Origin of the sequence: Flavisolibacter ginsengisoli DSM 18119, from assembly GCF_900129295.1 — a bacterium.
Taxonomy (GTDB): Bacteria; Bacteroidota; Bacteroidia; order Chitinophagales; family Chitinophagaceae; genus Flavisolibacter; species Flavisolibacter ginsengisoli.
This window is the reverse complement of sequence record NZ_FQUU01000025.1, coordinates 1-23,448: the sequence shown is the minus strand read 5'-3', so window position 1 is coordinate 23,448 and position 23,448 is coordinate 1. Positions and strand designations below refer to the sequence as shown.

The 23,448-nt window shown below is 41.1% G+C and carries 35 protein-coding genes; 20 read left to right on the top strand and 15 right to left on the bottom strand.

Annotated elements, in window-relative coordinates; all coding sequences use genetic code 11:
• The first annotated feature begins 53 nt into the window (after positions 1 to 53).
• The 6 genes from BUA53_RS19575 to BUA53_RS19550 all read left to right on the top strand — a co-directional run bounded on the left by BUA53_RS19575 (position 54) and on the right by BUA53_RS19550 (position 3,213).
• Positions 54 to 266 (top strand): hypothetical protein, encoded by a 213-nt coding sequence (locus BUA53_RS19575; RefSeq protein ID WP_072837089.1) that lies wholly within the window; start codon positions 54 to 56, stop codon positions 264 to 266.
• A gap of 10 nt (positions 267 to 276) precedes the next feature.
• A complete protein-coding gene (locus tag BUA53_RS19570) occupies positions 277 to 504 on the top strand; it encodes a hypothetical protein (protein ID WP_139256512.1) in 228 nt (75 codons plus the stop codon).
• Between the two features lie 260 nt (positions 505 to 764).
• Positions 765 to 1,301, top strand: coding sequence for a hypothetical protein (locus BUA53_RS19565; RefSeq protein ID WP_072837087.1), 537 nt, complete (start codon positions 765 to 767; stop codon positions 1,299 to 1,301).
• A 107-nt stretch (positions 1,302 to 1,408) separates the two neighbouring features.
• Positions 1,409 to 1,618 (top strand): hypothetical protein, encoded by a 210-nt coding sequence (locus BUA53_RS19560; protein WP_072837086.1) that lies wholly within the window; start codon positions 1,409 to 1,411, stop codon positions 1,616 to 1,618.
• Positions 1,619 to 1,638: 20 nt separating this feature from the next.
• A complete protein-coding gene (locus tag BUA53_RS19555; RefSeq protein ID WP_072837085.1) occupies positions 1,639 to 1,818 on the top strand; it encodes a hypothetical protein in 180 nt (59 codons plus the stop codon).
• A 75-nt stretch (positions 1,819 to 1,893) separates the two neighbouring features.
• Positions 1,894 to 3,213, top strand: a complete 1,320-nt coding sequence (locus tag BUA53_RS19550) for a serine hydrolase domain-containing protein (RefSeq protein ID WP_072837084.1) — start codon at positions 1,894 to 1,896, stop codon at positions 3,211 to 3,213.
• Between the two features lie 4 nt (positions 3,214 to 3,217).
• Here BUA53_RS19550 and trxA read toward each other — a convergent pair whose 3' ends face one another.
• Positions 3,218 to 3,607, bottom strand: a complete 390-nt coding sequence (gene trxA, locus BUA53_RS19545) for a thioredoxin (RefSeq protein WP_072837083.1) — start codon at positions 3,605 to 3,607, stop codon at positions 3,218 to 3,220.
• A 264-nt stretch (positions 3,608 to 3,871) separates the two neighbouring features.
• Here trxA and BUA53_RS19540 point away from each other — a divergent pair, with 264 nt between their 5' ends.
• Positions 3,872 to 4,321 (top strand): hypothetical protein, encoded by a 450-nt coding sequence (locus BUA53_RS19540; RefSeq protein WP_072837082.1) that lies wholly within the window; start codon positions 3,872 to 3,874, stop codon positions 4,319 to 4,321.
• A gap of 12 nt (positions 4,322 to 4,333) precedes the next feature.
• Here BUA53_RS19540 and BUA53_RS19535 read toward each other — a convergent pair whose 3' ends face one another.
• Complete coding sequence (locus tag BUA53_RS19535; RefSeq protein ID WP_072837081.1) at positions 4,334 to 4,852, bottom strand: O-acetyl-ADP-ribose deacetylase; 519 nt, start codon at positions 4,850 to 4,852, stop codon at positions 4,334 to 4,336.
• 92 nt (positions 4,853 to 4,944) lie between these two features.
• On the opposite strand from BUA53_RS19535, the gene BUA53_RS19530 reads away from it, so the two are divergent.
• Positions 4,945 to 5,601, top strand: a complete 657-nt coding sequence (locus BUA53_RS19530; RefSeq protein ID WP_072837080.1) for an NAD(P)H-binding protein — start codon at positions 4,945 to 4,947, stop codon at positions 5,599 to 5,601.
• Between the two features lie 17 nt (positions 5,602 to 5,618).
• Here BUA53_RS19530 and BUA53_RS19525 read toward each other — a convergent pair whose 3' ends face one another.
• Together BUA53_RS19525 and BUA53_RS19520 are read right to left on the bottom strand one after the other, a co-directional pair.
• Positions 5,619 to 6,836 carry a family 1 glycosylhydrolase gene (locus tag BUA53_RS19525; protein ID WP_072837114.1) on the bottom strand — a complete coding sequence of 406 codons (1,218 nt, stop codon included), beginning with the start codon at positions 6,834 to 6,836 and terminating at the stop codon, positions 5,619 to 5,621.
• 72 nt (positions 6,837 to 6,908) lie between these two features.
• A complete protein-coding gene (locus BUA53_RS19520; protein WP_072837079.1) occupies positions 6,909 to 7,277 on the bottom strand; it encodes a response regulator in 369 nt (122 codons plus the stop codon).
• A 108-nt stretch (positions 7,278 to 7,385) separates the two neighbouring features.
• Between BUA53_RS19520 and BUA53_RS19515 the strand changes: the two genes are divergently transcribed.
• Positions 7,386 to 7,913, top strand: coding sequence for a YdeI/OmpD-associated family protein (locus BUA53_RS19515; protein WP_072837078.1), 528 nt, complete (start codon positions 7,386 to 7,388; stop codon positions 7,911 to 7,913).
• A 13-nt stretch (positions 7,914 to 7,926) separates the two neighbouring features.
• Here the strand turns inward: BUA53_RS19515 and BUA53_RS19510 are convergent, their stop codons facing one another.
• Positions 7,927 to 8,139 (bottom strand): hypothetical protein, encoded by a 213-nt coding sequence (locus BUA53_RS19510; protein ID WP_072837077.1) that lies wholly within the window; start codon positions 8,137 to 8,139, stop codon positions 7,927 to 7,929.
• Positions 8,140 to 8,159: 20 nt separating this feature from the next.
• Positions 8,160 to 8,351, bottom strand: a complete 192-nt coding sequence (locus BUA53_RS19505) for a hypothetical protein (protein ID WP_072837076.1) — start codon at positions 8,349 to 8,351, stop codon at positions 8,160 to 8,162.
• A gap of 57 nt (positions 8,352 to 8,408) precedes the next feature.
• Here BUA53_RS19505 and BUA53_RS19500 point away from each other — a divergent pair, with 57 nt between their 5' ends.
• Both BUA53_RS19500 and BUA53_RS19495 read left to right on the top strand, forming a co-directional pair.
• A complete protein-coding gene (locus BUA53_RS19500; protein WP_072837075.1) occupies positions 8,409 to 8,690 on the top strand; it encodes an acylphosphatase in 282 nt (93 codons plus the stop codon).
• 190 nt (positions 8,691 to 8,880) lie between these two features.
• Complete coding sequence (locus tag BUA53_RS19495; protein ID WP_217653035.1) at positions 8,881 to 9,273, top strand: KGG domain-containing protein; 393 nt, start codon at positions 8,881 to 8,883, stop codon at positions 9,271 to 9,273.
• Positions 9,274 to 9,415: 142 nt separating this feature from the next.
• On the opposite strand, the gene BUA53_RS19490 is transcribed toward BUA53_RS19495, so the two are convergent.
• Positions 9,416 to 9,655 (bottom strand): hypothetical protein, encoded by a 240-nt coding sequence (locus tag BUA53_RS19490; protein ID WP_072837074.1) that lies wholly within the window; start codon positions 9,653 to 9,655, stop codon positions 9,416 to 9,418.
• Positions 9,656 to 9,784: 129 nt separating this feature from the next.
• Here BUA53_RS19490 and BUA53_RS19485 point away from each other — a divergent pair, with 129 nt between their 5' ends.
• Positions 9,785 to 10,813 carry a hypothetical protein gene (locus BUA53_RS19485; RefSeq protein ID WP_072837112.1) on the top strand — a complete coding sequence of 343 codons (1,029 nt, stop codon included), beginning with the start codon at positions 9,785 to 9,787 and terminating at the stop codon, positions 10,811 to 10,813.
• Positions 10,814 to 10,886: 73 nt separating this feature from the next.
• On the opposite strand, the gene BUA53_RS19480 is transcribed toward BUA53_RS19485, so the two are convergent.
• Positions 10,887 to 11,249: a hypothetical protein gene (locus BUA53_RS19480; RefSeq protein ID WP_072837073.1), complete on the bottom strand. Its 363-nt coding sequence runs from the start codon at positions 11,247 to 11,249 to the stop codon at positions 10,887 to 10,889.
• Between the two features lies 1 nt (position 11,250).
• Positions 11,251 to 11,802, bottom strand: coding sequence for an RNA polymerase sigma factor (locus BUA53_RS19475; RefSeq protein WP_072837072.1), 552 nt, complete (start codon positions 11,800 to 11,802; stop codon positions 11,251 to 11,253).
• A gap of 191 nt (positions 11,803 to 11,993) precedes the next feature.
• Here BUA53_RS19475 and BUA53_RS19470 point away from each other — a divergent pair, with 191 nt between their 5' ends.
• A complete protein-coding gene (locus tag BUA53_RS19470) occupies positions 11,994 to 12,755 on the top strand; it encodes a C40 family peptidase (RefSeq protein ID WP_072837071.1) in 762 nt (253 codons plus the stop codon).
• A 72-nt stretch (positions 12,756 to 12,827) separates the two neighbouring features.
• Here the strand turns inward: BUA53_RS19470 and BUA53_RS19465 are convergent, their stop codons facing one another.
• The 5 genes from BUA53_RS19465 to BUA53_RS19445 all read right to left on the bottom strand — a co-directional run bounded on the left by BUA53_RS19465 (position 12,828) and on the right by BUA53_RS19445 (position 15,729).
• On the bottom strand, positions 12,828 to 13,373 hold the full coding sequence (locus tag BUA53_RS19465) for an inorganic diphosphatase (protein WP_072837070.1): 546 nt from the start codon (positions 13,371 to 13,373) through the stop codon (positions 12,828 to 12,830).
• A gap of 2 nt (positions 13,374 to 13,375) precedes the next feature.
• Positions 13,376 to 13,723 carry a DUF190 domain-containing protein gene (locus BUA53_RS19460; RefSeq protein WP_072837069.1) on the bottom strand — a complete coding sequence of 116 codons (348 nt, stop codon included), beginning with the start codon at positions 13,721 to 13,723 and terminating at the stop codon, positions 13,376 to 13,378.
• A gap of 1 nt (position 13,724) precedes the next feature.
• Positions 13,725 to 14,102: a fluoride efflux transporter CrcB gene (crcB, locus tag BUA53_RS19455; RefSeq protein ID WP_072837068.1), complete on the bottom strand. Its 378-nt coding sequence runs from the start codon at positions 14,100 to 14,102 to the stop codon at positions 13,725 to 13,727.
• Complete coding sequence (locus tag BUA53_RS19450; RefSeq protein WP_072837067.1) at positions 14,092 to 14,529, bottom strand: nuclear transport factor 2 family protein; 438 nt, start codon at positions 14,527 to 14,529, stop codon at positions 14,092 to 14,094. Before BUA53_RS19450 ends, crcB begins: the two co-directional genes overlap by 11 nt.
• A 138-nt stretch (positions 14,530 to 14,667) precedes the next feature.
• Positions 14,668 to 15,729, bottom strand: coding sequence for a PhoH family protein (locus tag BUA53_RS19445; protein WP_084080290.1), 1,062 nt, complete (start codon positions 15,727 to 15,729; stop codon positions 14,668 to 14,670).
• Between the two features lie 302 nt (positions 15,730 to 16,031).
• On the opposite strand from BUA53_RS19445, the gene BUA53_RS19440 reads away from it, so the two are divergent.
• Positions 16,032 to 16,964: an adenylate/guanylate cyclase domain-containing protein gene (locus tag BUA53_RS19440; RefSeq protein WP_072837066.1), complete on the top strand. Its 933-nt coding sequence runs from the start codon at positions 16,032 to 16,034 to the stop codon at positions 16,962 to 16,964.
• Between the two features lie 58 nt (positions 16,965 to 17,022).
• Here BUA53_RS19440 and BUA53_RS19435 read toward each other — a convergent pair whose 3' ends face one another.
• Entirely contained in the window at positions 17,023 to 17,814 is a 792-nt protein-coding gene (locus BUA53_RS19435; protein WP_072837065.1) for a hypothetical protein, read from the bottom strand.
• 413 nt (positions 17,815 to 18,227) lie between these two features.
• Between BUA53_RS19435 and BUA53_RS19425 the strand changes: the two genes are divergently transcribed.
• The 6 genes from BUA53_RS19425 to BUA53_RS19395 all read left to right on the top strand — a co-directional run.
• Positions 18,228 to 19,421, top strand: a complete 1,194-nt coding sequence (locus BUA53_RS19425) for a tyrosine-type recombinase/integrase (RefSeq protein WP_072837063.1) — start codon at positions 18,228 to 18,230, stop codon at positions 19,419 to 19,421.
• A 177-nt stretch (positions 19,422 to 19,598) separates the two neighbouring features.
• Complete coding sequence (locus BUA53_RS19420; RefSeq protein ID WP_072837062.1) at positions 19,599 to 20,072, top strand: hypothetical protein; 474 nt, start codon at positions 19,599 to 19,601, stop codon at positions 20,070 to 20,072.
• Positions 20,073 to 20,244: 172 nt separating this feature from the next.
• A complete protein-coding gene (locus tag BUA53_RS19415) occupies positions 20,245 to 20,637 on the top strand; it encodes a hypothetical protein (protein ID WP_072837061.1) in 393 nt (130 codons plus the stop codon).
• Between the two features lie 154 nt (positions 20,638 to 20,791).
• Positions 20,792 to 21,352, top strand: a complete 561-nt coding sequence (locus tag BUA53_RS19410) for a hypothetical protein (RefSeq protein ID WP_072837060.1) — start codon at positions 20,792 to 20,794, stop codon at positions 21,350 to 21,352.
• Between the two features lie 160 nt (positions 21,353 to 21,512).
• Positions 21,513 to 22,154 carry a hypothetical protein gene (locus tag BUA53_RS19405; RefSeq protein WP_072837059.1) on the top strand — a complete coding sequence of 214 codons (642 nt, stop codon included), beginning with the start codon at positions 21,513 to 21,515 and terminating at the stop codon, positions 22,152 to 22,154.
• A 744-nt stretch (positions 22,155 to 22,898) separates the two neighbouring features.
• A partial coding sequence (locus BUA53_RS19395; RefSeq protein ID WP_139256511.1) for a hypothetical protein occupies positions 22,899 to 23,448 on the top strand: 550 nt, incomplete at its 3' end.

The window sequence follows — 23,448 nt, the reverse complement described above, 5'->3', positions numbered from 1 at the left end:
ACCTATGCAAGTTGTTAGTGGCACCATATTGGTGGTTAGTTGAAAAAAGTTATATGAGAGAAGATAAGAAACAAGGGCCTGCACCTGGGATAGACCCAGCTTTAAGCACACCTTCAGAAGCCAATCGTGAAAAGCATATCAATTACCTTGACGATGAAAGAAAGCATGAAAACCACGATGAAAAAGCATTAAAAGATAGACAAAAGCAATGGCGCGAAGGAATACAGGGAGACGAAAGGGGAAATACTCCTGATGACATTTATTAAAATCAACATTATGCCGGAAAATCAATCTAAAGGAAGTGAATTAGAAAACAATTCAACCAGGAGCACCGAAAATAAAAATGAAACTTTAAATGATCCTGGTGCACCCGTTGTCGATTATGGAAGGGCAAGCCAGGGTAATATGGAAAGCCAGCAAGAACAGCGATCATCTGGACAAGGCATGGAAAGAGATTCGAAAAATAAGAACAACAATATTGGTTCTTCTGGTAATTCTTTATAACCATATTACTAAGCTATAATACTATTATAGGCTGCACATAACCGTGGTAGTAATACTATTGCATTATTTCATAAAATAAGCCATTTTGCACTTTATTTACTAAACAGGTAAATATTACGTTTTGAAAGCAAGCCCCTGTTTCCACAGGGGCTTTTTATGCAGTAAACCCAGCCATAAACCTATATAACTCAACCGCAATTGATGTGCACCTGGTAATTATATGGCAATGCATTTGCTGCATATTATTAAAATGCCATGGTATGAAATATTTGCTCATCGGTGTTACCTTTTTTCTCCTGGGCCTGGACAGATCAATGGCTCAGCAAAAAAACTCGACCATTTCCTCTTATAACCCAGCATCAGCACAAAAAAAGAATATCCACTTAAATCTTGAACAATCAAGGGAAAGTAAGAAGTACACCCTTTCGCATACTTCATCTCACAGTGCTTATGCAGCTCCTAAACCTAACCTGCAAATAACAGATCCCGTAATTAACCTGCTCAATGCAAAAGCTCAGGAATCTCCCTTTACAATTGATAAATCATCCTTAATAGGAGTGCCTTCTGGTACCTACGGTTTTGCCAATGGCAAAATAAGCTTGTATCAGCAAGGGGCAACCTCTACTGGCACGAGTACCGGAAGTGGCGCTGTAGGTACAGGCAGCAGTCCGGGAAGCATTGGAACGGTCAGTCCTTTTATAGGAGTAAATGGCAAAAGTCCCTATACGGGTGAAGGACCCTACGGCACAAGATTACGGCAACAAAAGGCACCGGGTGATTCTACTAAGCACCAATAAATAACCATAGTTAGCTCAGCGCAAAACATGTATGTGCATAATTTTCATGCATCCATACTCATTAAAATGGCATAATTCTTTTTTAAGTTGAAATAAAAAACAAGAATATGAATGACAAGGAAAGTTACCCCCCTAAAACAAACCTGGGTGGAATTGGCCGAACTAATTTTATAAAGGAAAAGGAAGCTGAAACGGCAAACACCAGCCGGGATATTAGTGAATTAGACCGCGAAGAAGGGGATATGGATAATGGTACAACAGGCGGCAACTTTGACCAGGATGATCAAAATACAAACCAGGAAGGGCAAACTACGTAAGCTAATAAAAACAAATCTTTATGAATAAAGATCAACAACGCTTTGAAGAGCAGGACGCTCCTTTGAAAAATACAGATAAAGCCTTTGTAAAAGTCAATAAGGATGGCTCACCCGATAAAGGGAGCATTAGCCAGGACAAAGATACCAGCAGTAATAAGGAAACAATGGAAGGCAGGAAGAAAGGCCAGGACAGGCGATAAAGGCTATTTAAATAGTAATTAAATAATTTTACTTCAGGCTGTAACCTGGAATGGACCCCTTTGGTCTTATGATCTATGTTACAGTCAGTAAAACTATTATGTGCCGTCCTTGTTTCAATTTGCATATGCTCCTATTCCCGGGGCCAATCCATCAATGAGCAGCAAAAACTTGGACAAACAGTTGACCAGTTCTTCAAAATATATAATTCAGGAGACAGTATTCAATACTACCAGTTATTATACCCGGTTGTCAAAGACAGTGCTGAATTAAACCACCTCCTGGATAGATATAAATTCACCTATTCAATCATTGGAAAGGTTACGGTAAAGAAGGTCAATTTTTTATCTCCCACCCAGGCAGATGTATGGGCCAAAGACGCACAATTTGATTCCTGGTGGAAGTTTTCAATCCTTACAGACTCAAACCAACGCTTTCAACAAAGACTGGTGAAGCCTGACCGTTTCCCCAATGATTTTGTACATACTGGTAAACAGGAATTCTCACAGCTTGGTGAACAGGTGGACAGCTATATAAATCAGAAATTAGGTAACCAGTTTTCAGGTAATGTATTTATTAGTCACAAGGACAAAGTACTATTCTCCAGGTCTTATGGTAACAATGATAAAGGAGCGCCTAATGATATCAACCAGGCATTTGGCCTTGCCTCAATGGGTAAAATATTTACAAGCATCAGCATCCTGCAGCTCCAGGAAAAAGGGAAATTAAATATTTCAGATGCTGTTGGCAAGTTCCTGCCAGAATTAAATAATAAGGCTGTAGCAGCAATTACTATAGAGCAATTATTAACGCATACTTCAGGCATGGGAGATTTTTTTGAGAGCCCCACCTACAACAGGATAAAGGACAGTGTTAAAGACCAAATGGGCTTGTTGCCGGTCATAGAAGAAGAAAAGCTTGCTTTTTCTCCCGGCAAAAGCTGGCAATATAGTAATACCGGGTTCGTCTTGCTAGGTATCATCATAGAAAAGATAACAGGAGATTCCTATGAAAATTATATCAGGGAAAATATCTTTTCAAAAGCAGGGATGACTCATTCCGTGCCAGGCGGCGGTGGAGGAGGAGGAACTTCTACTGTTAATGACCTGTATAGCTTTGCCAGGGCCTTGTTGAACGATAAACTCCTAAACCATAATACCACGTCTAAGTTATTAAACTACACCTCTCCCTTGAATGATCAATACGGGTGGGGGACTGAACATTACAAATTAGGCAAAGAACATGTTGTTGGGCACAGTGGGGGTTTTATCAATGAATGTACAGAGCTGAACATTTATCCCCAAAGCCAGAGCGTTGTCATTATCCTTTCAAACAGCAATCCTCCTTTTGGACATTTTGTGTCTGACAGGCTAAAAGAGCTGATCACCAGGAAATGATTCTTTATTCCTGTTGATCCTTATTATCCGCAGTGACACCGGGTAATAATTTTTCTTCTATCACCTGTTGCAAAACATTCTTTGGTAAAGCGCCTTTTTGCAACATTGGGGCGCCAGAGGTGGGAATAAATAATAAGGTTGGTATACTTTGAATGCCGAAAAGACCCGATAGCTCTGTTTCTTTATCTGTATCAATTTTATAAATCACCAGCCTGCCTTCATATTCTTTTGACAGTTCTTCAAGGGCAGGGGCAATGGCTTTACATGGACCACACCAGTCAGCATAAAAGTCAACTATGGCAGGCAGCGTTCCTGCATATTCCCATTCTTCACCTTTATCGTAATCAAAAACCTTGCTTTTGAACTCACTGGCATTCATTTGTTGTGTAGGCATAATTCATTCTTTGTACTTATATAGGCTCTCCAAAGGCGTGCCATCTTAAATGCTATCAAAACCTTTATTAATAAGCTTTGATACCTGTGGTTCTTATTTGTGTTAAACAGCGAACCTGGCAGCCGCAGACATATGTTTTTTCTTTTCTTACTACCAGGCATATAGGGAAATTACTTGCCATAAGTAAAGGTATTTACCCATTGACAATACCTTATGCTTTGCCTATTTTGCATCCGTAACGCCGTATCCTTAAAATGAAAACCCATGCCACGACAAACTTTTCTTTCCAGGGAATCTTTTGTAGATGCTACTGAAAAGCAAACCAGGGAGACGCTCTCTTCAATACCAGCCTATGTATCACATATAGTCCTGGTATCTGAAAATCCTGTCATTGAATCCTACAGGTTTACTTATGATAAAGCAGATAAAAAACTGCAATACATTATTGACGTAAGGATACTTCCTTTAAATGATCAGTATACACGTATCAGTCTTCATGCTTCCCATACAAATGGACATGCATTTTATGAAGATGCAGACATGGGCTTTGCTTTGCATGATTTTGAATCGGCTATACATGCTGCCCTGAAGGGTGACCTGGCTTATTATAAGCCTGCAGGTCAAAAAGTGCAGGATCAGCCATCATTCCTGGTAAAATGGGCAGCCATTTTATTTCCATCCCTCAATCCTTCTTTAAAGAAAAGACTTTCATAAAATCTTATGGTTTCAGCCTTTGATTGCAGAAGAATATAGCCTTAGATTTTCTGCATCAAAGCAAACAAAGATCACTTTTTCTATAGTGGTCTCTTTTTTTACATAAGAGTGCACACTGGCAATAGCTATCATTGCAGCTTCTTCTTTTGGAAATCCATATATGCCGGTGCTGATATTGGGAAAGGCTATCGTCCTGATACCATTTGCTACGGCCAGGTCAAGTGAATTATTATAGCAGGCTGCCAATTTCTCTCTTTCACCATTGTTCCCATCCCTCCATACTGGTCCCACTGTATGAATGACATACTTACAAGAAAGGTTTCCTGCAGTAGTAATTACAGCATCACCTGTTTTGCAGCCACCTTGCCTGGCCACTATTTGCCTGCATGCTTCTAATAGCTTCGGACCTGCTGCACGATGAATGGCGCCGTCAACTCCACCGCCACCCATTAAGGAGCTATTCGCTGCATTCACAATAGCATCCACACTCATCCTGGTAATGTCTCCCTGTATAACCTCTATCTGTCTCATTCCTCAAGTTACTACTCCTATTAACATACCCCATGTCAGGTATGATAATTAATTACCTGGATGCTGACATGATTGTTCAATAACTTTATTACATGAAAAAAACAGCCCTTGTTATTGGCGCCACAGGCCTTGTAGGCAATGAACTGGTGCACCAGCTATTGGCAGATGACAGGTTTGGTGCAGTGCTGGTATTTGTGCGCAGGTCAATGGGTATTTCGCATTCAAAGCTGCAGGAGTTCATCATCAACTTTGATGAACCCCAAAGCTGGAGCCACCTGGTGAAAGGTGATGTTTTATTCTCTGCCTTAGGTACCACGTTGAAAAAAGCAGGCTCTAAAGAAGCCCAATATATAATAGACCATGACTATCAATATAATTTCGCGCAGGCCGCCGCCCAAAACCAGGTGCCAGTTTATGTACTCGTATCATCGGCTATGGCTTCAGTATCATCCCGGATATTTTATACCCGTATGAAGGGCGAATTGGAAAGAGATATTCAATTATTGCCGTTCCAGGCCATTCATATCATGCAACCCGGCATGCTACAAGGAAACAGGAAAGAAAACCGTCCAGGGGAAAAGATAGGTCTCTATGTTATCCGGCTGCTCAACAAAATGGGAATTGCCTTAAAGCAAAAACCTGTACCGGCAAGCATTGTTGCCAAAGCAATGATCAATGTGTCTTTTAAGAATGACAAAAGAATCAGTGTTTATGCTTTGACGCAAGTATTTACAGCTGCAGAACAATAGGAAATCTTTTCCACCATTTAATGGGTGTAAACCATACCGAATGTTTCTGCCGCCAGTACATCCTTCCATTGTTCTATAAGTCTTTTGTAAGCTTTTCCTACAGGCGTAATATTGCGTTCCAGGTCATACAATCCCACTTCGTGTATGCGGCCATTATCCTCCCTGAGGGCAGTATCCCAGTCTACCTGGTGTGTGAGGCTATACCATGTAAAACCCACTATAGGAACTCCGTCTTGTTTTAACCGGTGCAGGTTGGCCCATTGCCGGTACAGCCAATTCACAGAATCGGGCATTTTCATATTGGTTTCCGTATGCATGATCGGTAACCGGTACCTGTTATAATATTGATGCGTGATCACATAATAACCAAAGACATCTCCTGAACCCTCCGTTGTTCCATTGGGCAACACCAGGTGCTCATTGGTAGCATAGTAATCATTGCCCATGATACACCTTGCCTTTACCTGGTTTTGTTCAAACCAGTAATATTCCCCTGATGTCATACCGTTCTGCAACATGTACTCATACATCTGCACAGAAATAGGATAACCATAGGTTAAGTCCAACGCAAGAAATCTTTTACGGTTCAGGAAGTTGGCCTGTTTCTGCACTTCCGGCCTCATTGGATGAAAATACTCTGATGATTCACTTTGAATGAAGATGGCATCTGGTCTTACTTTTAATATGGCATGCATGGCCATAACATTGGCTTTACACAAATGCTTCAAAGCTGTCACAAATGCGTGGTCTGATGTTAGTCTTTCGTTCCACCATCCATATTGTGCAGAGAACAATGCAGTAATAAATATCTCGTTGATAGGAGTATATAATTGCAGGTCTGGAAATCGTTCCGCAAAGGCACCTGCATATTCTGCAAATAATTCAGGGAACTCTGGATTTTGAAAATTACCCATCCAGTCAGGCACACCAAAATGTAATAGATCTACAATAGGCGTAATATCCAGTTCTTTTAAGCGATTGAATGTTGCATCGGTGAAGTCCCAATCATAAGTTCCCGGGCCAGTATGCGTTTTATAATAGGGCGGGCCATAGCGCAGAAATTCTATTCCCTGCTCTTTGGTCAATTCAAAATCCTTTTCCCAGTTTTTGTAATGGCAGCACTTTTCCATTTCATCCACTCTTTTGATGCTGCCATCGGGTAACTGTATGGTTGGATAGCTGTTTTCTATGCCCGTTGCAAACATGAATTTACTTCCCAGATTCATCTTGTTCATCACTGCGCCTTTTGCCACTTTGCCTCCAAAGTGATGCCATGAATGTTTCAGGCAAGTTAAAAACCCATGTATCTATTGATCCACTGACAAATGCTTAACCACCAGGAATACAAGGTCTGCAAGCTTGACTGGCCTGGTCAATACATCTTCTATCATGCATTCTCCCACCATAGACGTTGTAGTAGAGTGTGGATCCACCAGCAATATCACCTGGGCGCGCTGTTCCTGGATGATGTTTTTACATACATCATATTCATTGAACCCAGGCAGATCCGGGTTTACGAGGATAACATGAGGCTGCAAGCGAATAGCGCTGGGAATAAGATCAGATGCATTGTCAATGGTATCCACATCAAAGCCTTCTTTTGAAAGCCCTTTTTCCATTTCATTTAAAAATGCATAATCATTATCGCATATCAGTATCGTTCTTCTATTATCCATAATTAATTATTTTAAAAGTATCCATCCAGGTGGAGTAGTATTACTAAATTAGTTCATCATTTTACATGCCGAACAGATGAGAATGGTACCAAATTACTAAGCATAATCATGGTCTCTTTTATTACTACTATTCAAAAATTTGGCCGCCAGGGTGAGAAAACCGGATGGACCTATATTGATATATCCCCGGAAATGGCTGATCGTTTAAATCCTGGTGTAAAGAAGTCTTTCAGGGTTAAGGGGAAATTAGATAAATACCCCATCAAGGCAGTGGCCATATTGCCCATGGGAGAAGGTGCCTTCATCATGGCCCTTAATGCTGAAATGAGAAAAGGAATAAAAAAACAAAAAGGCGATCAGCTTTCTGTGAAAATGGAATTAGATACAGAAGAATTAAAGCCATCTTCCGAATTACTGGAGATACTTGCCGACGAACCCCTTGCATTGAAAAAATTTAATAGCCTTACTAAAGGACATCAGAATTATTTCAGCAAGTGGATCGAATCTGCAAAAACAGATGCCACAAAAGCAAAGCGCATAGTTTATACCATACGCTTCCTTAGTGCCGGTAGTACTTTCTCAGAAATGCTGCGCACCATAAAAAAGGAAAAAGAACAGGGTCTTATTGATTGGTGAGGATCAAATTTCATCAATCCTCGCTGTCTTTTCCCTCATCACTGGTTTGCCTTTCTGTATTCGGGTCATGAAGGTCATCGCGTGATACAGAAATGGAATCATCCCTTCTTACATCATGTCCTTCATCCTCGCGGGATTCCGACGGAGTTTGAAGGGTGCTGTCCGGTGTCAGATAGATCTTCGTATCTGCCCCACGGGCATTTTGCTTGTCATTCTTTGCTTCCATAATTTATATTTATTGTTCAATTAACCATCTTCTCCATCTGTGATTTCTGTGCCTACTTCATCCTCCATGTCGGCGCTTTCAGTTCCAGGCAGTTCCGTACGCTCCCTGATGTTTTCATTGGCCCTTGGGTTTGGGTTCTGTGCCAGTTTTTCTTCACCTGGCTGGTTAGCGTTTTTGGCCGTTTCTTCCTGCTTTTTATCACCTGGTAGCATAAAAATTGATTTCTGTAAAAGGGTAAAATGTTATGCCATCAACGAAATTTGCCTGGTATGAATAATTTAAGATCTGTGCACCTGCTGGTGCAGGGTAAGGTGCAGGGAGTGTTTTTCAGGGCCACAGCCCAGGAAATGGCTGAATTGCTTCAACTAAAAGGATGGGTAAAGAATACACCTGCAGGGGAAGTGGAGATCATGGCATTTGGGGAAAGGGAAAGGGTTCAACAGTTTATTGATTGGTGCAAAAAAGGCCCTCCACGAGCTGTAGTCACCAAAGTGCAGGTGACCGAAACAGAAGATTACTCTTATAATTCCTTCCAGGTAGTCCGTTATTAATGCTTTTTATATCTGTAAAGCGTTGAAAATGACTGCTCACCTCGCTTACCCACTCTATTGCTCAATATGTTGAAGAGTATAGCAAAAATTACCCAAAGGGGTCATTGTTCTGCTTTAGGTTGGTTAGGCACTATTTTGTTGTCTTACTCTAAACCAACACCATTGTTAACCTTTTAAAAAATAATGTGTTATGGCAGAAAGAGAAAACCAGGGTAGAGAAGAGCAGATGGAGCGCGGATCTGGATCTATGAATGATCAGCAACAGGACATTTCAAGAACGAATGGTCAATCCTCCGGAAATGGAAGGGGGGATGATGAAAGTGCACGGGAAAGAAGAAATTCTAACCGGGGGTTTGCAGCAATGGACCCGGAAAAGCAGAAAGAAATTGCAAGTGAAGGTGGACGTGCAGCGCACCGCCAGGGTGTAGCTCATGAATGGAGCAGTGATGAAGCCAGGGAGGCTGGGCGCAAAGGCGGTCAGATCGTTAGCCGCAATCGCGAGCACATGAGTGAGATTGGAAGAAGAGGTGGTCAAAGCTCCGGAAACAGGCGTGGCCAAAAGAACGGTGGTAGTGCTGAATAGGTATTGTGCAGACTTGGTAACCATTAGATACGCCTGGATCTCATCCAGGCGTATCTATTTAATGTAACTATAGTTCCATTATGTTTCAATTGCCGGGTTAATTACCAACCGGCCTGTAAGTAGTAATATTGAATTTCCCTCTCTATTCTTCCCCGCTGCCCGTATTATCATCAAATTTCTTATCAGCATTCCTGTCTGGCATACCTGCTCTGAAACTGTCTCCTGCTGTTTTGGTAAGGTGTTCATTCTCCTCATCTGTAGGGCTGTTGCTGATGGTACTTGCTCCAGGCTGAGCTGCAGATTCATCTCTAAGATCGGGATCATTTCTCCTGCCATCTTCAGCCGGGCGGTTGCGTATTACTTTTTTGTCTTTGTCTTCCATATGTCTCTTTTCAAAGTAATTTAAAAACCCATGCCATAGAAAGTTTTGCAAAATCGTCGAAACTCTTGCAGTGCAATGATAATTTTCATTTTCTTTGACAAAACGTAACAATTGTTCAATATCATGGGAATGAAAAACTTACTGGTTCCTGCTATAGCTTTGTTTTCATTGGGATGCGGCAGCTCTGCAGCACCTGAAGTAAAAGCTAAGCAAACCGATTCTACTGCTTCTGAAACCAAAGTTGAAACGGGCTCCAACGGATATCCTGCACTGGATACCGCCCGGTATAATTACCTGCAGAAATACCTGGCTAACGGAGATACATCGGGGAGATGGCCGGTAAAAGCTCCATACCCTTTGCCTGGTGCCATATTGCCCTTTAACCGTGTAGTTGCTTATTATGGTAATCTTTATTCCAACAGGATGGGTGCCCTTGGCAAATGGCCTAAAAATGAAATGATCCCAAAACTGTTGGCCGAGGTTAAGAAATGGAACCAGGCCGATACTGTGATCAAATCTATTCCTGCCCTGCACTACATTGCCGTTACTGCCCAGGGAGCTCCTGGTAAGGATGGTAAATGGCGCTACCGCATGCCGCTCCACCAGATTGATACCTTGTTGAACTGGGCTAAGGAGATCAATGCTATCGTATTTATAGACATACAGGTAGGTCTGAGCGATGTTCAGACAGAAGTTCCTGTATTTGAAAAATACCTGTCCCTTCCCAATGTGCACCTGGGTATAGACCCCGAGTTTGCCATGAAAGCCAAAGGAAATAAAAGACCCGGAAGTGTTATCGGCAGCCTGGATGCAGCCGATATCAATGCTGTAGGCGATTACCTGGCTGGTTTGGTGAAAAAGAATAACCTGCCTCCCAAGATCTTTATGGTGCACCGTTTTACACAGGGAATGGTTACCAATGCCAATAAGATCAAAACAAGACCTGAACTTCAAATTGTAATGGATATGGATGGCTGGGGCTATCCTGAAAAGAAGCGCAGCACCTACTATAGCTGGATCGCTCCGCAGCCGGTACAGTTCACAGGATTTAAACTTTTCTATGTCAATGACACTGAAAAATCAGGTCAGAAAGAGATGATGTCTCAACAGGATGTATTGAACCTGAAACCCAAGCCTATTTACATTCAATACCAATAAACCGGTAATAAATATCTAAAAAGCCCCTGACCGGTAAGGCAGGGGCTTTTTAATGCCCTTTCTATAAATAATATTAATGCTGTAAATAACGGTGTATGATAAAAAAGCTGGTGATCACCAATATCAATATTACCAGCACGGTAACCAGGATCCACGGATCAATAGATAGCTCCGGTTTGCCCCTGCGTTTTTTCTTTTTCAGGGTCTTTTGTTTCAGATCATAATTCAATTGATCCAAAACGCTGGAAAGTTTTTTCTTGTCGCTAAAGCCTTCCAGCCCCTCCAGGGCATCAGATTCAAAATCATTATCCATCATTTGCTTCTCCACCTCGTGTTGCTGCTCCGCAGATAGCTTGCCCTGCAGGTATTGTAGCAAGGTTTCCTGGTCTATGTCAGGGTTCAAATTGGATAATATGTCTTTAAGGCTTTCGCTCATTTTAATGCGCTTTCTTTTCCTTTAGCTTTCTCTCCAGGATGATCTTCAGGTTTCGTTTGCCATTTTGAATATAACTCTTTACCTGAAGCAGATTAAACCCGGTCTTTTCTGTTACCTGCTGGTAACTGTTCTTCTTTAGATAAAACAAAATTACACATTGTCGCTGCTCCTCACTTAATTCGGTAATGGCATCTTCCAAAAGATCGTAAGTCTGCTCGTTTTTGATCAATTCTTCCTTTTCCGGCTCCGTGTGCACCAACATTTCCTCCTTCAACTCTTTCGGTCCCTTTATACCATTATTCCTCAGTCGCATCAGGCAATGGTTCTTTGCTACCATATACAGCCATGATTTAAAATAATCTATACGGTATTTAGATACTTCTGTCAATACTTTCAGAAATATCTGTTGCACACAATCCTTTGCTTCGTTCTCATCTTTCACATACTTCATGCATACACCCAATAACAACAGGGTATACCGTTCCAGTAACCTGCCTATCCATTCAGGATCTTTATCCTGGTAGTATAGCTCCAGCAATTCCGAATCTGTCATATGGTCAACACGCCCTGCTTTCACATCAATTTATATAGATTTCATATTGTACTGCCATTCCAAACTTACTACTTAATGCCTGCCATGGTCCGGAAATATTTCTTATTGAGCCTTACCAGGTTATTAACGAATAGTGTCCTGTAATAAGATGCAAACGCTGCAAATTTGCATAATTAAATAGGTAAACGTTTATGCAATTTGCTATTTGCAATGTTCCTGCAGCTCCCGTAAGAACTGAACCTTCACATCGCTCTGAAATGAGTAATCAATTACTTTTTGGTGATACCATGGAAGTGCTGGAAGAAAAAGGTGAGTGGCTGAAAGTAAAGGGTATGTATGATCAGTACGAGGGTTGGCTTACCTGGCATTTGATCCAGGAAATACCCGAAAGCATCGCCCGGCAGGAAGTATTTTATTATGCTACGGGATTAACAAACCCCATCACATTGACCGATTCATTACTCAATGCACCCATGGGCTCCGCCCTTGTGGGCTATGATGCAGAAACCCGCCTGTTATGGACTGAAGATTATAAATACCATGGCACCGTTAAAGATATACGGCAACCATTTAACAAAGACCTCCTTGTGCGTTCAGCACATGCCTGGTTGAATGCGCCCTATTTATGGGGCGGCAAAACATTAATGGGGGTTGATTGCAGCGGTTTTGTTCAAACGCTTTTTAAATTAGCTGGCATAAGGCTCTACAGAGATGCTTACCAACAGGCAGAGCAGGGACTGCCTGTTACATTAGAAGAAGCAAAGCTGGGAGATCTTGCTTTTTTTCACAATGAAGCAGGACGTATAACACATGTTGGTCTTGTTTGGGATACACACAAGATCATACATGCATCGGGCAGGGTGAGAATAGATACCCTGGATAAGGAAGGCATTGTAAGCAGCACTACTGGTAAAAGAACACACCAGTTGCATTCCCTCAGGCGATTCTTTTAATTACTGCACAAAAGATTGATTATAAACAAAAGGGTCGCCATAAAAGCGACCCTTTTTAATAAGTAGGTGTTCTTATTTCACAAACTTCTTTTTATAAAACTCAATGGCTTCTTCAATGATCTGGTAGGCGATCTCCTTGGTTTGGAATTCCTCTATATACACCTGTTTATTTTCCAACACCTTATATTGTTCAAAATAATTCCTCAACTCATTAATGAAATGCGGTGGCATGTCATCAATGGTAGCAATATGGTTAACTGATGGATCATTGGTAGCCACTGCAATGATCTTATCATCTTTCTCGCCCGAATCGATCATTTGCATATTGCCGATGACTGTCGCTTCCACCAGGCAAAGCGACTGGATGGATTGTGAGCACAACACCAGTATATCAAGCGGGTCGCCGTCATGTCCCAGTGTTTGAGGAATGAAGCCATAATTGACCGGGTAATGGAAGGAGGAATAAATAACCCTGTCAAGCCTTAATAACCCTGTTTCTTTATCTATCTCGTACTTTGTCCGGGAGCCTTGCGGTATCTCTATCAATGCATTCACTTTTTCTGGAGGATTTTCTCCATAATGGGCTCCGTGCCATGGGTGTAAAACTGTTTTTTCCATAATTATTTCCTCGATTGGTAATAAATAACATCTACATTTTCAAGGGTGATCAATCCTCCTCTTCCGCATTGTTCAAACAGCTCGTTAACGATGGGAAGGAAGGCTTCTATTTTTTCAGCATGATCAATGATCTCTATAACTATTGGCAGGTCTTCTGATAACTCTATCAACCGGGCCCTGTGCAAATGGCTGCTGGCCCCAAATGACATGATCCCTTTTATGGCAGTGCCGCCCGCCAGTCCTTTTTCCCTGGCTTTAAGTAATATCATCTCGTACAGCAGGTCATGGCCTATCCTGTCAGATTCACCAACAAATATGCGTAGCAACTTTGACTCTCCCTGCAGCTTCATCTTAAATTAGTTTGATTACCAGGCTACCCAGGTACACAGCTATAATTCCAGCTATCACACTGCCAATGCTATATAGTAAAAAGTAAAAAAGATCGCCTGTTCGAATTAAGCTGACATTTTCAAAAGCAAAGGTTGAAAACGTTGTAAAGCCCCCGCAAAATCCTGTGATCAGCAACAGTCTTGTTTGTTGGGATAAGATATTCCCTTTTTCACCCAGCGCATACAGAATGCCTATCAAAAGGCAACCAGTAATATTGATCAGGAAGGTGGCCAATGGAAAGCTATGGTCATACGATTCATTCACCCATTTCTGGCAAAGGTATCTTCCAATGCTTCCTGAAGCACCGCCCAATCCCACTAATATGATATTAATGAGCATGTGCAGAGGTATCGGTTTGCGGAAATGAAAATTTCAGGTCCACCAGCCAGGTGCCATCCATGCGCACCACGCGCAGTGAATCCTTTTGTTTTTTGAAGGAGTTGGAATATTTAATGATCGCCACACTGTCATTTACTTCACGGGTATCAAAAAGGGTTATGGAAGCTTCCCTGTAACCTCTTTTATCTTCCTTGTTCATATGCGTTTGGTAATTATTCTCATACGTATCAAGCAGTTGGGTATTGGTAGAGTCCTGCAACATGAACCTGCGCGCTTCCCTCCAGTTCCCATCCAGTGCGGAACGAATGAAATTCCTTGCTGCATCTACATCATTCTCTGAAGTGACTTCCTTGTTCTCCTCCTTGTCATTAGCACAACCTGCCATTACAAGAAATAAGGCCAGGCAGATCCATGTACATCCTCTCATAACGCAAAAATAAGGTAACGCCCAACATTGAGAGCTATTGGTTATGGCAGCGAAACCTGTTGATCAATTTATATAGATCCGGTTTATAAAAAAAGTGCTCCTTGTCCAGGAGCACTTTACTATTCATTGTTACGAGCATCAGGAATCATGCCTGTCCCAGCGCCTTTCTTTTCTTTCCTTCTTTTCTGTTTCCTCAATTTCAGCTTCCCGCTGTCCTTCTTTATCATAGGCTTTCAGGATAGCTTTCACCAGTTTGTGACGCACCACATCTTCTTCATCCAGTTCTATATAGCCTATACCATCTATGTTGCGCAGTATCCTGCTGGCTTTAGCCAACCCGCTTCGTTGATGGCGTGGCAGGTCCACCTGCGTCAGGTCGCCTGTTATGATCGCCTTGGCATTGGCGCCAATACGGGTAAGGAACATTTTCAATTGCAGGTCGGTGGCATTCTGTGCTTCATCCAATATGATAAAACAGTTATCCAGGGTGCGACCGCGCATATACGCAAGAGGCGCTATTTCTATGGTACGCGTGCTCATATAATACCCAAGCTTATCAGCAGGGATCATATCGTCCAGCGCATCATATAAAGGACGCAGGTACGGATCGATCTTTTCTTTCAGGTCGCCAGGCAAAAAGCCAAGGCTTTCACCTGCTTCCACCGCAGGCCTGGTCAGGATGATCTTTTTAACCGCCTTATTTTTTAAAGCTCTTACAGCCATGGCTACCGCTGTATACGTCTTACCGGTACCGGCAGGCCCGATGGCGAAAACAACATCATTCTTTTCAGAAGAAGTTACCAGTCGCTTTTGGTTGGCTGTACGGGCCCTAACCGTTTTTCCATTGGGTCCAAACACCAAAACATCGTTGGGGTTTCTTTCCACAAAATTGTCCACGGTTTCGGCATCATCGCCACCCAGGATCTGTTCAAAATAGTTTTCGCTCATATGGCCGTTTCTTTCAAGGTATTGCACAATGAGGTCGATCTTTTCCCGGGCCCCGTCTACCTGTTCAGGTGCTCCGCTCAGCTTCAGTTGTGTTCCGCGGGAAAGTATCTTAAGCAGGGGAAATTTCTTCTTTAAAATATCCAGCTTTCCGTTATTCACTCCAAAAAATTCAATAGGGTTAACGGTCTCCAGGTTGATAATTGTGTCTCTCAAATTCGTTTCAGGTTTTCGTTGTTCAAAATTGCCGGTCATGCCTTTTTGATCATTTGCAGTGTCATGGCGTAGCCGGTGTTTACTCCAGGTACAAATGCTTGTTATCTTAACAAGATAAATAAAACAATCCGTAATTTTTACGGCTTACTTATACACATATGTGTATTAAAAACTGTGCCTGAATGAACCAGTTAAGTTAGGCATTAGATCTTTAAGATGAGGTTAACCAGTAGTTAATCCCATACATGTAAATGGTTAAAAAATTATCCCAATAGCGGGCTATTATCGCCAGGGCTGAATGTTCACCTTTCCTGTCTAATTTTAATGCAGGTATATAATCAATGAATGCAATAAGAAGTTATTGGGTAGAGTTTATTGGTGATCGCTCTATTAAGGTAGAAGAAGGTCAGACCATTTTAAGTGCTTCCCTGGCGGCCGGCATTCCACATTACCATGCCTGTGGGGGCAATGCCAAATGCTCCACCTGCCGCATATTGGTGATAAAAGGCATTGAGCATATCACTCCGCAAACCGAAGCTGAAAAAGCATTGCAAAAAATACTCTTCTTTCCTCCCAATGTTCGCCTGGCCTGCCAGAGTTACGTAGAGGGATCGCCCATACATGTGCACCGCATAATCCGCGACGAAACCGACATCCATTTGTATATAGATGAGGATACACAATCTGATCTTCAAAACATTGGTGAAGAAAAAGAACTGGCTTTACTGTTTCTTGACATAAAAAATTTTACGCCCTTCATAGAAAACTACCTTGCTTTTGATGTGATACATGTGATGCGCCGTTTATTTGGATTGTTCAGGAAATGTATTGAGATGCACGCTGGCCAGATCATCGAAACCGCGGGTGACGGGCTCTATGCTGTTTTTGGTTTTAAGGAAGATATTACCACTTCGGTTAACAATGCTTCAAAGGCAGGCCTTTCTATTTTGGAGGAGCTGGATAAATTCAATGAGCAATACCTGGGAAAGTATTTCAATCATTTTTTCCAGGTAGGCATCGGGCTTCATGCCGGTAATGTCATTGTAGGAAATGTGGGCATAGGCGTCAATAATAACCTGACGGTAATGGGGCTACCAGTTAACGTAGCATCTAGATTACAGGCTGCAACAAGGGAATTAAATAACAGCTTTGTTGTATCGAAAGAGGTATATGATCTTCTGGAAGATCCACCAGCTTCAGATGCCATCAACCTTTACCTGAAGGGAATCAAATATCATTTGCCTGTTTACCTGGTAGGCCGTGCGTTTCATTGATCTTTTTCTTTCCTTATAGGAAATATCGATCAATCATTTCATGTTCAGGAATTAAAGGTCAAGCTGTTGCCAGTATCTTTCCACAACCCGTGTGCCTGATGGTTTCAATGGCGCCTTCATTGCCAGCCCTGCCCATCTCTATACCTACAGAGAGCACCAGGCTATAGCTGTTGAAGGAGGGAGCACCAGGAAGTTGAAGGTCCAGTTGCATGGCCTCAGACCCTGTCTTTACAACCAGCCATTCACTCACAACCCTTTCAGGATAGAATGAAAATTCTCCTTCGGGAGCATATGCTTCTTCTTTATGAAAAATATCGGGCAACACCGCCAGCACCGCTACAATTCTGAAATAGGAATGAGAACCGGGAGGAAAGAAATTCACATGGGGGATAAGCGCCGGAAACTTCACTGATGCACTCAATGTGGACCTTTCTATTGAAGTTTCCGGGGGATTGCGCACCATGGTTTCAAATGGATTCCTTTGATTGAAATTATAACCTTCCAGGAGGTAGGCAGCTTTGGAGATCAGCACGTTACGTTTACCAAATTCACTCACGGTATCCAGAAGCTTTATGCTTTGCATAAGCGAATTAATAGAGCCGGTAGGATTGAAGTTAAAAACAGGCTTCAATGGATGAAAACAATTTCTTGTAAACTTGCCAGCTTTGGAGCAGCCACCAAATTCTGAATTGTTTCTCCTGGTAATGCCATAACTGTCTTTTGTCTTGATATCCTTGCTGGAAGGGCCAGCAGGTCTGCGTAGGATCGTTTTTTTAACTCCTTTCATTTTATAGGCGGATAAACCGCCCAGTTTACCTTCAAAATCAAAGGGTCCGTTTAGTTTGGCCATAGGGTAAGTTTTACTAATAAGTGGAAAAATTAATATTAAATGACCAAAAAAGCAATAGTTGTCACACATAATTTCCATAAATCTGCCATAGACCTTCCATAGATGTCCCAATGTTTATAAAGTTGGAACATCTATGGGACATCTATGGGACAACTATGGGACATCTATGGGATATCTTTGGGATATCTAGGGAGTTGGCAGAGCCCTGGTTGGTATGGGAGTACCATCGGTTAAGGATGTTTAAACATCTCTTCCAGCGGCGTTTCAACGTCCAGCCGGGATTTTCTTCTATGGGCAATGGCAAATACTTGGTACATGCTGCGTAAAATGTATTATTTATTCCCCCACTTTATAGGTTTTGGACAACATCAAATTTTATTTTAATTTAATGCTGCATCCAAATCTAAACTGTCATGCAGGCTATTGTTAGTTTATGTCCTTTGTTTTATAAAGGGCAGGAATCCATAGCTATTCAATGTATACTTTCCCGGGAGTTGGAAACCATCATCCGGCAAATCAAAGGAATCAAATGGAGCCAATCACACCGGTGCTGGTACCTGCCTTTTACTCCAACTGCACAAAAGCTGGTAAAAGAATCATTAGAAGAAATTGCAGTTTTAGACGATACTATGTTGATACAGTATTGTAAAAAGAAGGAACAGGTAATAAAAACCCGGTTAGCTTCTTTTAGTTCTGGTGCCGGTATAAAGCCCAATCGGAATATAACCAGGTCTGCTGACTGGAAATTGTGTTCGGAAAATATTGCTGCTCTTCAAAGGTTTATAGAACAATTGAAATTGAAAGCTTATAGTGCTTCCACATTAAAGACCTACCGCAACGAATTTTTGCAATTGCTGCAGTTATTGAAAAATAAACCTGTAGATACATTGACCACGGATGACCTCCGGAGGTATTTTGTTTATTGTTTTGAGAAGCTTCACCTTTCTGAAAATACCTTACATAGCCGTATCAATGCCATTAAGTTTTATTTTGAACAGGTGCTGGGAAGAGAGAGGTTTTTTTGGGAAATACCAAGGCCAAAGAAGCCGGGAACATTACCTAAAATTTTGAGCCAGGCTGAAGTGGCTGCTTTACTGAATAGTGTAAAAAATATAAAGCACAAAGCCATGCTGATGCTTGCATATAGCGGTGGTTTACGGGTAAGCGAGGTGGTATCTTTAAAAACAATAGATATAGATAGTGACAGGATGATCATATTTCTGCAAAGGTCTAAAGGCAAAAAGGACAGGATAATTCCTTTAAGCCCGGTGCTGCTGGTCATGCTTAGAGAATATGCAAAAGAATACAAGCCCGATAAAAAGGGCTATTTGTTTGAAGGCAGGCACAAAGGAAGCCCTTATTGTAGCCGGAGTCTTCAGGAGGTGCTCCAGGAAGCAAAAAGAAAGGCTGGTGTATTGAAACCTGGGAGCATTCATTTATTGCGACACAGCTTTGCCACACATTTAATTGAAAGAGGAACTGATATTACTATGATCCAAAAGTTGTTGGGCCATAATAGTATCAAAACGACCCTACGCTATCTGCATACCAGCAATAAAAATATATTAAAGATTGTCAGTCCTCTGGATGATCTAAAGCTACTATAAGTTGTATTTGCGCTATAAAGGATAATCCGCGTTTATTATTCTATCTGCCTCATTTACAAGAGATATGTCATATTGTCGTGGATAAAAAAACAGCGTATATTAGCAGAAATACTAACGTTGCCTGCAATGCTGACACAAGCACTCATTTAGTTCAGTCAGACACAAAAAAGACAATTAATGGAATTTGTTTGGATGATACCACTCTACCTCATAATACCGGCGACTGGTATCATTTTTCTTTTCAAAGGCTTCAATGCTGACAAAGGACACGGACGCAAAAGAATTGGATTTGGCTTTCTGCTCTTATCGCTACCTTTTCTTCATGCATTTCTTGTTCATCAGGGTGAGACACGAAATGAAAAGTCGTTAATCGGCAGTTATGCTCTTGACAGCACCGGACAAGTTGTTCTCAATCTTCATGCTGACAAAACATTTGAACTTGCAAAACTTGACAGCATCAATAGCTTTGGCAAGGGAAAGTGGCAGTATCGCCGGTGGGACATCGACGAAGTGGATCTTACATTTGTCGACAGCAGCCAACTATCATTTGAAATCGTTTACCAAGACAAAGAAAGGTATCTTCAAAATTCCTTTTGGACTGGGAAAAGCCATAAATATTTAAAGTTGGTTTCGGCTGACAACACACAGTGACGCATATACAAAAGCACATGCAGGCAACAATGGGGTTGGCCAAATGGTGGCAGACGAACAGAAGCTAAACATATGTAACTATATTTATCTTTTAATTAAGGGCTGAACATGGAAGCTATGAATTCCACCACTGTGCCAACCCTTTGCGTTGGCCGCAATCGGATGTTCTCTAATGGAAAAGTTTTTTGTACCGACTAACATAGACAAATTTGTCAAGTGGGCGTTAGACCAAGCCGATCTTCGTCATTCGATATGCGTAGTGGAATATTCAGAGCCTGCTATGATGGCGACGCTGATGGAGCATGCCGCACTTGTCGACCTTCCCAAAACTGCAGGACGCAATTATAGTGACAGTAGTTTACTTGTCGCTTTTGAACCAAGAAATGCGTCGCTGGAATTTACACGACAGATAGTCACAAACTCACATGCACTTTCAGTTTACAACGATGATAAGATGCAACTTCTGATAGCCGATGATTATCATCCAGATTGTTTTTCTTGTTCAGCCGAATTTTACAACCAACACGTTGAAGAATTGAGAAGAATGAAATTGGTGAGTGCTTAATTGGACGGACAGCGGCCAACAGAAGCTTTTAGCAATTGCGGCTTGACTACAAAGGTTCAGCGAAATATCTTTACGCAGCTATTTGTGTAATAGTGGATTAAAAATCAATGAATGCCGCAACTGCTTAAAGCTTTAAAACGTTAGCTGAAACCTTATGCGGTTTTCACTTAGACATATTGTTTTATTATTTGGCATAAGTGCTGTTTTTATCAGTTTTTACTTTTTTGGAAGGAAGCACAGTCAATATGAATTGCTTTTAATCATCGGCCTACTATTGTCGGCTGCTGGTTATATGCTGGTTTTATGGAAGGACAAGAAGATAAATAAGATAATTTGGACTATTGTCGTTGTTCTCTTTGTTTTGGTAGAACAATTGTTTGAGCCAAACCTTATTAAAGCGTCTTTCAAAACTTATATTGACCAAAACCAAAAGCTGTTAGAAAATGTCAATGCCATCTTATTGACTAAAGGAGATATGAACATAGCTTCCAACTTTGAAAGCTATCTGTCCGACCAGTTTAGTGACTCAGAAAAGCGAACCCTTAATGAGTTCTTTAAAGAATCTAGGGTTGCTTTTATTATGAAGGACACAAAAGGTATTTTTTACTGCCTTTCTGGTTTTTTAGATGAGCATCAAGGTATATACTATTTTCCCTCTACTGACCACGTCAATCAATTTCCAGCAAAAAGAATAGAGGGAAACTGGTACTACTAAAAGGCTTCAGCTAACATGAACTTTGCAAAAAAGTGGCTTTTGCACTAAATTTCAAAAGCAAAACAATATTCAACGACATGGGGTTTTGAAAAGTTGTAATTCTATTGCCACTTCTTCGCAAAGCTCTTAACCGTTACCTGCTATTTAAAACAGTCACCCCGTGTTTCCAAAAGAATTAGAAGACATATTTAGCAAGTTTGACGAAGACGACTTTGACCTCTACATTACAAGAGCCGACTTTTCGGGTGACAATTTCATTACTGACTTTACACTCAATGTTCAGGACATCAATGAAAGAGGCGGCATATCTCAAAACTGGACAATTAAAGTAGCGGGACACAGAAAAAACCATGTGTCTTTTGACTTTGCTGACTTCATGCAAATAACGGACGACCACCCGTTGCTTTGGGAATTTACCGATACACAATGTCAACTCTATTTTACAGGGCAATGTAAAGACACTGCAAAACTGTTTTTCGACCTTTATGCTACACATAAAAGGCTTTTCGGCAAACATCAATGCTTCAACATTTCCTTTGGAGAGGAGACACCCTATTTCAAGCCTTTCCAGTACAGCAACGGACTTTTGACACAAGGCTCAAAAAAGCTAATGGAGAAATATGCCGACTGCCTAAAGCAAAATGGTCTGGACTTCACAATTGTCGGAGAAAGACCGGCAAAGTATTGGGACGGCGAGCAATACATTTTGGAGAGCCAAGACTTAAAGGTTTTGTTCTTGGGTGACACATACATTATTGCAAAAGGCTTTTCTTTTGTGCAGCAGGACGAAAACAGCAGGTAACATAGTATTCATGCAATGGTGGCTGACGTCCATATTACTGGCTTTAGATTTTCAATTCAGCTTTATATCTTTAAACCAAAACTGACGGAACAAGAAATGCCACCACTGCATAAATACCCATTCCGTTAGCGGCAATGTTATAGCAGCCATTATTTAAGTTAAAATCAGGATGAACTTTATTTATAAACTCTTTGCGATAATTTATCGAACTTATGATGACCGTGGATTGGATATTCCACACTTTAGAGCTATCACAACTATTGTATTCCTATTCTTTCTGAACATAGTTTCCGTTATTCTTATATTCGACATTCCTTCAAAATTCATTATACCTTGGAGCTCAGACGAAAGCAAAGGCATACAATGGTTCAAAGCAAGTTTATATTTTGGCTTACCGATACTGTTAATTTCGACTGTTTTTAATCCAAAAAAATTAGATAAAGTCCCTGTTACCGACAGCCAAATCTACAGAGGAAGGAAAATATTGCCAGTTTGCCTGACATTGTCAATTATATTGCTAATGGCTTTATTAATTCGACTTGGAATTAGAAAAGGAACAATACATTTTTGAAAACAAAACTACAAAGCCGCTAACATAGTTTTACTGCAATAGGTGCTAATGTATATTCGTTTAACTTTTTATCTTTAATCTGCAACAAAATGAGAGTAAAGCTGCAGTTTTCCAAATGCACCTACTGACAGCAACACTTTCTCGTTGTAGGCAATAAATTTTGATACCCTAATATGCAAAAAATTTTCACGACATTTTTATTGGTTTTTAGTTTGGCTTCATACGGACAAGAAGGAAGATGGAAACCTTTTAAACTTTTAGTTATTCAGCCAGACACGGCAATAATTGACCAATCATTATTTGGCGACAGAGACAGTGTTGAAGCCGACAATTTAAAATCCTATTATTCTACATTAAAGCGTTATGAAGACCTTTTGAATTTTAAGGACTACTCAAAAGAAATGGAAAAATCTTTTAAAGAGACGCAAACAAGATTGCAAAAAGAAATTCCACTGATGAAAGCTCAAGAGGAAAATGTCAAGAAGTTTAAATACTATCAAACAATTTCTCAATATTCCACACAGGTTTATAATTTCTATTTCAACGAATACGAACCTTTCTCGACGATAATTGAAATACCAAATCAAAGGACAGATATAGGAAGCTTGAAAACTCTTGCTGACACTTCCAAATCAGACTATGTTGTTTTTTACAGTAACCTACATACAGTTGACAAAGACGGTTTGCCAATTTTAAAATTGACAACTTCACTATATTCCAAAA

Excerpts from the sequence above, each read along its gene's own strand:
- BUA53_RS19575 (WP_072837089.1), top strand. The coding sequence starts at position 54 with ATGAGAGAAGATAAGAAACAAGGGCCTGCACCTGGGATAGACCCAGCT.
- BUA53_RS19570 (WP_139256512.1), top strand. The coding sequence starts at position 277 with ATGCCGGAAAATCAATCTAAAGGAAGTGAATTAGAAAACAATTCAACC.
- BUA53_RS19565 (WP_072837087.1), top strand. The coding sequence starts at position 765 with ATGAAATATTTGCTCATCGGTGTTACCTTTTTTCTCCTGGGCCTGGAC.
- BUA53_RS19560 (WP_072837086.1), top strand. The coding sequence starts at position 1,409 with ATGAATGACAAGGAAAGTTACCCCCCTAAAACAAACCTGGGTGGAATT.
- BUA53_RS19555 (WP_072837085.1), top strand. The coding sequence starts at position 1,639 with ATGAATAAAGATCAACAACGCTTTGAAGAGCAGGACGCTCCTTTGAAA.
- BUA53_RS19550 (WP_072837084.1), top strand. The coding sequence starts at position 1,894 with ATGTTACAGTCAGTAAAACTATTATGTGCCGTCCTTGTTTCAATTTGC.
- trxA (WP_072837083.1), bottom strand. The coding sequence starts at position 3,607 with ATGCCTACACAACAAATGAATGCCAGTGAGTTCAAAAGCAAGGTTTTT.
- BUA53_RS19540 (WP_072837082.1), top strand. The coding sequence starts at position 3,872 with ATGCCACGACAAACTTTTCTTTCCAGGGAATCTTTTGTAGATGCTACT.
- BUA53_RS19535 (WP_072837081.1), bottom strand. The coding sequence starts at position 4,852 with ATGAGACAGATAGAGGTTATACAGGGAGACATTACCAGGATGAGTGTG.
- BUA53_RS19530 (WP_072837080.1), top strand. The coding sequence starts at position 4,945 with ATGAAAAAAACAGCCCTTGTTATTGGCGCCACAGGCCTTGTAGGCAAT.
- BUA53_RS19525 (WP_072837114.1), bottom strand. The coding sequence starts at position 6,836 with ATGAACAAGATGAATCTGGGAAGTAAATTCATGTTTGCAACGGGCATA.
- BUA53_RS19520 (WP_072837079.1), bottom strand. The coding sequence starts at position 7,277 with ATGGATAATAGAAGAACGATACTGATATGCGATAATGATTATGCATTT.
- BUA53_RS19515 (WP_072837078.1), top strand. The coding sequence starts at position 7,386 with ATGGTCTCTTTTATTACTACTATTCAAAAATTTGGCCGCCAGGGTGAG.
- BUA53_RS19510 (WP_072837077.1), bottom strand. The coding sequence starts at position 8,139 with ATGGAAGCAAAGAATGACAAGCAAAATGCCCGTGGGGCAGATACGAAG.
- BUA53_RS19505 (WP_072837076.1), bottom strand. The coding sequence starts at position 8,351 with ATGCTACCAGGTGATAAAAAGCAGGAAGAAACGGCCAAAAACGCTAAC.
- BUA53_RS19500 (WP_072837075.1), top strand. The coding sequence starts at position 8,409 with ATGAATAATTTAAGATCTGTGCACCTGCTGGTGCAGGGTAAGGTGCAG.
- BUA53_RS19495 (WP_217653035.1), top strand. The coding sequence starts at position 8,881 with ATGGCAGAAAGAGAAAACCAGGGTAGAGAAGAGCAGATGGAGCGCGGA.
- BUA53_RS19490 (WP_072837074.1), bottom strand. The coding sequence starts at position 9,655 with ATGGAAGACAAAGACAAAAAAGTAATACGCAACCGCCCGGCTGAAGAT.
- BUA53_RS19485 (WP_072837112.1), top strand. The coding sequence starts at position 9,785 with ATGAAAAACTTACTGGTTCCTGCTATAGCTTTGTTTTCATTGGGATGC.
- BUA53_RS19480 (WP_072837073.1), bottom strand. The coding sequence starts at position 11,249 with ATGAGCGAAAGCCTTAAAGACATATTATCCAATTTGAACCCTGACATA.
- BUA53_RS19475 (WP_072837072.1), bottom strand. The coding sequence starts at position 11,802 with ATGACAGATTCGGAATTGCTGGAGCTATACTACCAGGATAAAGATCCT.
- BUA53_RS19470 (WP_072837071.1), top strand. The coding sequence starts at position 11,994 with ATGCAATTTGCTATTTGCAATGTTCCTGCAGCTCCCGTAAGAACTGAA.
- BUA53_RS19465 (WP_072837070.1), bottom strand. The coding sequence starts at position 13,373 with ATGGAAAAAACAGTTTTACACCCATGGCACGGAGCCCATTATGGAGAA.
- BUA53_RS19460 (WP_072837069.1), bottom strand. The coding sequence starts at position 13,723 with ATGAAGCTGCAGGGAGAGTCAAAGTTGCTACGCATATTTGTTGGTGAA.
- crcB (WP_072837068.1), bottom strand. The coding sequence starts at position 14,102 with ATGCTCATTAATATCATATTAGTGGGATTGGGCGGTGCTTCAGGAAGC.
- BUA53_RS19450 (WP_072837067.1), bottom strand. The coding sequence starts at position 14,529 with ATGAGAGGATGTACATGGATCTGCCTGGCCTTATTTCTTGTAATGGCA.
- BUA53_RS19445 (WP_084080290.1), bottom strand. The coding sequence starts at position 15,729 with ATGACCGGCAATTTTGAACAACGAAAACCTGAAACGAATTTGAGAGAC.
- BUA53_RS19440 (WP_072837066.1), top strand. The coding sequence starts at position 16,032 with ATGAATGCAATAAGAAGTTATTGGGTAGAGTTTATTGGTGATCGCTCT.
- BUA53_RS19435 (WP_072837065.1), bottom strand. The coding sequence starts at position 17,814 with ATGGCCAAACTAAACGGACCCTTTGATTTTGAAGGTAAACTGGGCGGT.
- BUA53_RS19425 (WP_072837063.1), top strand. The coding sequence starts at position 18,228 with ATGCAGGCTATTGTTAGTTTATGTCCTTTGTTTTATAAAGGGCAGGAA.
- BUA53_RS19420 (WP_072837062.1), top strand. The coding sequence starts at position 19,599 with ATGGAATTTGTTTGGATGATACCACTCTACCTCATAATACCGGCGACT.
- BUA53_RS19415 (WP_072837061.1), top strand. The coding sequence starts at position 20,245 with ATGGAAAAGTTTTTTGTACCGACTAACATAGACAAATTTGTCAAGTGG.
- BUA53_RS19410 (WP_072837060.1), top strand. The coding sequence starts at position 20,792 with ATGCGGTTTTCACTTAGACATATTGTTTTATTATTTGGCATAAGTGCT.